This is a genomic window from Pleurocapsa sp. CCALA 161 (assembly GCF_003003995.1).
In the GTDB taxonomy this organism is placed as follows: Bacteria; Cyanobacteriota; Cyanobacteriia; order Cyanobacteriales; family Xenococcaceae; genus Waterburya.
The window spans coordinates 1-5,463 of sequence record NZ_PVWF01000195.1 but is presented as its reverse complement, the minus strand read 5'-3'; the positions used below and the strand labels follow the sequence as shown (position 1 = coordinate 5,463).

Below are 5,463 nucleotides of genomic sequence, written 5' to 3'. Positions count from 1 at the left end.
AACATAACAGGATTACCTTTAAAATAAGCTTTAATCGCTTTGTCGGCATTGGCTCGATATTCCTCACTATCGAGATAAGCATCAAACTTACCCATCCCCATATCCCTGCCGTGCCACAACATGGCTCGCATACAGGCTTCTGCAAACTCCATATTAATGCGATCGTGCCATAAATGATGAAGCAGTTTCGGCATTTTGCGAGTTTCACCCTTGTTCATAAATTCTAATAACTCTGGGTGTGCTGATGCTTTACCCCGCCAGATTTTTAAGTCGGCATCATCTCCTGCATAGTGATTGGGCAAATCTAAATAAGACTGAGGTAAAAAGTACTTAAAGAAGGGCAATGGCTCTAGAAATACTCTTTCGGCAATATAAAGCAAATCTCGCCAATAGAAGTCCATGGGGACAGCGTAGGCTTTATAAATCCCAATGATCTGCATCAAGTTTTCTGGCGTATCGGGTAACATTGAACCACCAGCCTCTAAGCGATGGATCACCTCCGCATATTGATGTTCTGAGGGAGGAAGTTTGGTTGATTTAATTGTTGTTTGGGTCATAGTTTTTTCAATGTTTTTTCAATTACTGATATTAATTGCTACTTGTTCGGTGTGGTAAACATCTACTGCTAACTGATTTGTGGTGGGTTCAGTCCAACGTAGTAGCCAATTTGGTTGAATACCCAGCAATAAAATAATTATAGTTAACACAAAGGCAGGGAGGCTTTCAGAACGAGATACGGTGGGATAATAGGCTAAATTGTTGTCTAATTTGCCAAAACAGGTGCGATTCAGCAAAATGATGAAGTAAACCGCTGTTAAACCAGAGGCGATGATGCATAGCAAAGTAGGAATAGGAAAAGCGCTAAAACTACCCTGGAAAATAATAAATTCGGCAACAAATCCCACCAAACCAGGAATACCCGCACTAGCCATCCCAGCCATAATTAACAATCCACTAGTGAGAGGTAACCCACGAATCGGGTTCATCAAACCATTGAGAACATCTAGATCGCGAGTTCCTACCTTGCGTTCGACAATTCCCACTAGATGAAACAGCAAAGCCAAGATCAAACCATGTCCGATCATTTGAGCTACTGCACCCAAAATACTTAACTGTGTTCCCGCAGCAACAGCTACCAAGATATAGCCCATGTGTCCAATAGAGCTATAGGCTACCATGCGTTTAATATCTTTTTGAGCGATCGCGCTTAATGCACCATAAAGTACGCTAATAGTACCGATAATTGCTAATCCTGGCGCAACTATCGACCAGGTTTCAGGAAATAACTGCAAACCAAAGCGAATTAAGCCATAAGTCCCTAGTTTGGCTAAAATACCCCCTAAAAGAATGGTCACAGCAGGAGAAGCTTCGGTATAGGCATCGGGTAGCCAGGTATGGAGGGGGACTAAGGGAACTTTAATGCCAAAACCAACTAATAAGACGCTGAGAAGAACAAGTTGAGTAGTTAGAGATAAGCCTTGAGTAGAAATTGTATCGTAATCAAAGCTGACGACTCCATTGAGGAAACCAATGCCTAAAAAAGCTGCCAGCACTAGTAATCCCGATACGGCCGTATAGAGTAAGAACTTAATAGCTGCATAGTTTCTTTTTTCCCCTCCCCAGATAGCAATCATTAAATAGAAAGGAATCAATTCTATTTCATAAAAAATAACAAATAGTAAGAGGTTTTGCGCTACTAATGCTCCTGTAATTCCTGCATTGATTAACAACAACAAAGAATAGTAAAGTCTTGGACGTTCAATGTTTTCGCCAATACTATAAATTGCAATAATGGTTAGTAGAGCATTTAAAACTAATAAGGGCAAAGATAAACCATCGACTGCCAAGCTATAACTTAAACCAATTGGTTTAATCCAAGGTAAATACTCGGCAAATTGCCATCCTGAGTGAGTTATGTCGAATTGAGTTAAGAGCCAAATTGTCCAGGCAAAAGTTACCACAGCAAATACAGTAGTAATCTGACGTAACTGTCCTGATTCTGCCTTGCCAGGCATAAATCCAATAATACTTGCTCCTATTACAGGTAGCCAAAGTAAGAAACTAAGCATTGCTTTTTTTTAGTTATAAATTGATTGTTAAAAGTTGCCGATGGGGAACATGAATTTGGTGATGATATCGTTTTTAGCTATAAGCTATAAGCTCTATATTTTTATAATAATGTAATCACAATCTCTAGAGTTTTGTTGACTATTAAGATGGTGATTACTACTAATTAATAACTAGGCTTCAACTAAAGTTATTGCGCCAGTTTCAAAATCAAAATATCCGCCCACAATTTTTAATTGTTTAGCTGCAACTAATTCAGCTAAAACTGGAGATTTTTTAATTTTATTTATTTGATAAATTACATTAGCTTCTGTTGCTTTTTTGACTGCTTCTTTATCTTCTTGCTGGCCTTTAAAATCTTTAACCGCAGGTTCAATTTGTGTTAAGACACTCTGAATAGAACCAGGAACTTTATCCCCAGCTAAAGCAGCTTTAATTGCACCACAACTATAGTGACCCATAACCATAATCACTTTACTACCCAGCACCAAAGAGCCGAATTCTAAACTACCTAGTTGTTCTGCTGTTGCTACATTACCAGCATCACGAACGACAAATAAATTACCAAACCCTTGGTCGAAGGCGGTTTCTAGGGAGGAGCGAGAATCAGCGCAACAGAGAACAGAAGCAAAAGGTTTTTGTTCTTCAGAAATTGCCTGCAAATCTTTTAAAGATTCGTGTTTACTGGTAGTTTTGCCTTGAACAAAACGTTGATTACCAGCGAGTAATTCTTCTAAAGCTTGGTCAGGAGTAAGTTCGGTTTTCGCTGCTGCTGATTGAGGCTGTTTAAGGTCTAAACCTAAGACGCTAGCCAAAGTTGCTGTGCCAATAAAACCTGCACCAAACTGCATCATTTTACGGCGAGAAACTGGTAATTCGATATTGTTAGTCATTTTTATCACACCTTTAATTAATTAGAAAATTGAAAAAATTGATAGATTAATAATGAAAACTTGTCTTTAGTTACAAGTCATCAGAGATAATTAAAAAACCAAGGAGAGCAGATTATGCCGACGAATAAAAAGACTCCCAAAAGGATTGAGAGAAAGTAAAATTGCGTCTGACCAGAAGTATTGTATCTTAAACTTTCACCACTAAAAATAGTTGCCAACCCAAAGAAATTAATTACCCCATCCACTAAATAGCGATCGCACCAATAAACTACCTGAGAAACTGCACCCACGACATAAATAATTGTGACGCGATAGAATTTTTCGGTATAAAGGTCATAGGCAAAAAAGTCTTGTACTGCCTTCGGCTTTAGTTGAATCGGTTTGACAATACTGTCACTGAGATAAATCAAGCTAGCTGCCCCAGCGCCAACTAAAGTTGTCGCCGTCAAAGCACCCGCAATCGTTAAATTCAAGTCAGATAACTGCGGTAGCAAACCCCACTGATTTAACAAGATAGGTGCGTGCAAAGCGAGTCCCATTCCTACAGTCATAGGTAAGACTACACTCCATAATCCTTCAGGCGATCGCACTGTCATCTGCTTGATTTTACCAGCAAAGATTAAACAAAACTCACGCGTTAAGCTAAAGGCCGTTAAGGCGTTAACCACCAGTATTACTCCCACTAGCCACGGATGGGTTTGCCATAAACGATCTGCCAATTCTGTCAGCGTCCAAAAACAACCTAAAGGAGGAAAAGCAACTAGAGAAGCAGCGCCCACTAAATAGCAAATTCCCGAAATGGGACGGCGCGACCACAAACCACCATAGTTTGTCAAATCTTGGGTAATGGTATTTAAGACAATCCCGCCAATACTCATCACCAATAACGACATAGCGAGGGCATAAGTGAATAAGAGTTTTAGTGCTGTAATATCTTGCTGTGTCCCCACGGCAATAAATACCAAACCCATATAGGCACTGACAGAATAAGAAAGCGCTCGCTTAATATCGATTTGGGCGATCGCAATTAAACCTGCCCCAATAGCCGTAGTCGCCCCTATGCCCACCATAAAGCTAGAAGCAAAGGGAGATAAGGCCAACACAGGCTGCAATTTAATTAAGACCCAAGCACCAGTAGAAACTATCACTGTGTTCCGTAGAATCGTTGCTGGCATCGGCCCTTCCATCGCCTCATCTAACCAAAGATGCAGCGGAAATTGAGCGCATTTACCTAAAGGACCAGCAATTAAAGCTAGACATAGCAAGGTGGCGACAGTTGGGTCAATAGTAGTAGTGCTTGCCCACTCCGCTAACTCAGTATAGTTCCAAGTCCCCGCTAAAGGCAGCAAAGCCACAACTCCCATTAAGAGAATTAAATCACCTACCCGTTTAGTTAAGAAGGCATCCCTTGCCCCAGTGACTACCAAAGACTGATTGAACCACAGCCCAATTAACAAATAAGTCCCAAGAGTCAAAATCTCTAGTACTACATAACTGAAGAACAGCGAGTTGCACAACACCAAAGCACACATTCCCGCCTCAAACAAAGCCAACATGCAATAGAAACGCGCCCAACCCCAATCCATTTCCATGTAGCCAACGGCATAAACTTGGGCAAGTAGGTTCAAACTAGTAATTAGAACTAATGCACCAAGATTAACTGTGGAAATTTCTAAATCGAAGGAAATATGCAAATTCGCAGCCTCAAGCCACGGAAATGAAAGATATTGGACAGGCTGCTGCCAAGTTTCTCGCAAGGCTAAAATGCTGTGCGCCAGTGCCACTAAAGTCATGAGAATATTGATATAACCCGATGGTCGAGGCCCAGTACGGCGAATGATTCCAGGTGACCAAGGAATAGCCAATGTTGCACCTATTAAAGCATACAGAGGTACAAGCCAGATACTCTGATTGAAAATTCCATTCATAGATTTATTTCTGTCTTAGATCAAAATAGATTCAAGTATATCTATCTCCAGACGATTATAGTATTTAATCTATGAAAAACAAAATTTAATTGTTTTATTTAATTAATAAACTTAACGTATCAATCTGACTTGCTATGTTTTCTCAATTGTATGGCAACATAAGCGATCTACTGCAACCTGCAAAGGTATCAGCAACAACAGTTAATTAGTCAATTGTTTATGTTTAAATTACTTAGCCAAAATCAAGCGACTCAGCGCCAAGATAGCCAGAAACAAAATTACATTAGAGGCAGCCAGGATTTTAATAGCGAAATTTGTTTTCTGCTCGAATCTTTTGGATTGCTGTTTAAGCCGATCAAATTTAAACTGTAAATTAGCATCACGCTCTTGCTTAAGAGACATCTCCTGTTTGACAATCACCTCTACGGTTTTATTTAAGCTGTGAGGGGTTAGTTCCTCAAGAGAATCAATTTTTTGTTCTATTTTGGCTAAAACCATATCTACCATATTTAGCTTATGGCTCAACTCCTGGTCTTGCTTTGGTAACGAATCAGATGATGCAGTCTTAGCAAAAT

At 39.9% G+C, this 5,463-nt stretch carries 5 protein-coding genes; all 5 read right to left on the bottom strand.

The window, feature by feature from the left end; all coding sequences use genetic code 11:
- Nucleotides 1–557, bottom strand: a 557-nt coding sequence (locus tag C7B62_RS24120) for a CO2 hydration protein (RefSeq protein ID WP_146132198.1), incomplete at its 3' end; no start/stop codon positions are given.
- A gap of 18 nt (nt 558–575) precedes the next feature.
- Nucleotides 576–2,069 carry an NADH-quinone oxidoreductase subunit M gene (locus C7B62_RS24115; protein ID WP_106243704.1) on the bottom strand — a complete coding sequence of 498 codons (1,494 nt, stop codon included), beginning with the start codon at nt 2,067–2,069 and terminating at the stop codon, nt 576–578.
- A 171-nt stretch (nt 2,070–2,240) separates the two neighbouring features.
- Nucleotides 2,241–2,960, bottom strand: coding sequence for a carbonic anhydrase (locus tag C7B62_RS24110; RefSeq protein ID WP_106243701.1), 720 nt, complete (start codon nt 2,958–2,960; stop codon nt 2,241–2,243).
- A gap of 80 nt (nt 2,961–3,040) precedes the next feature.
- Nucleotides 3,041–4,888 (bottom strand): NAD(P)H-quinone oxidoreductase subunit F, encoded by a 1,848-nt coding sequence (locus C7B62_RS24105; RefSeq protein WP_106243697.1) that lies wholly within the window; start codon nt 4,886–4,888, stop codon nt 3,041–3,043.
- Between the two features lie 228 nt (nt 4,889–5,116).
- The coding region (locus tag C7B62_RS25930) for a hypothetical protein (RefSeq protein WP_233220134.1) at nt 5,117–5,463 on the bottom strand (347 nt) is incomplete at its 5' end.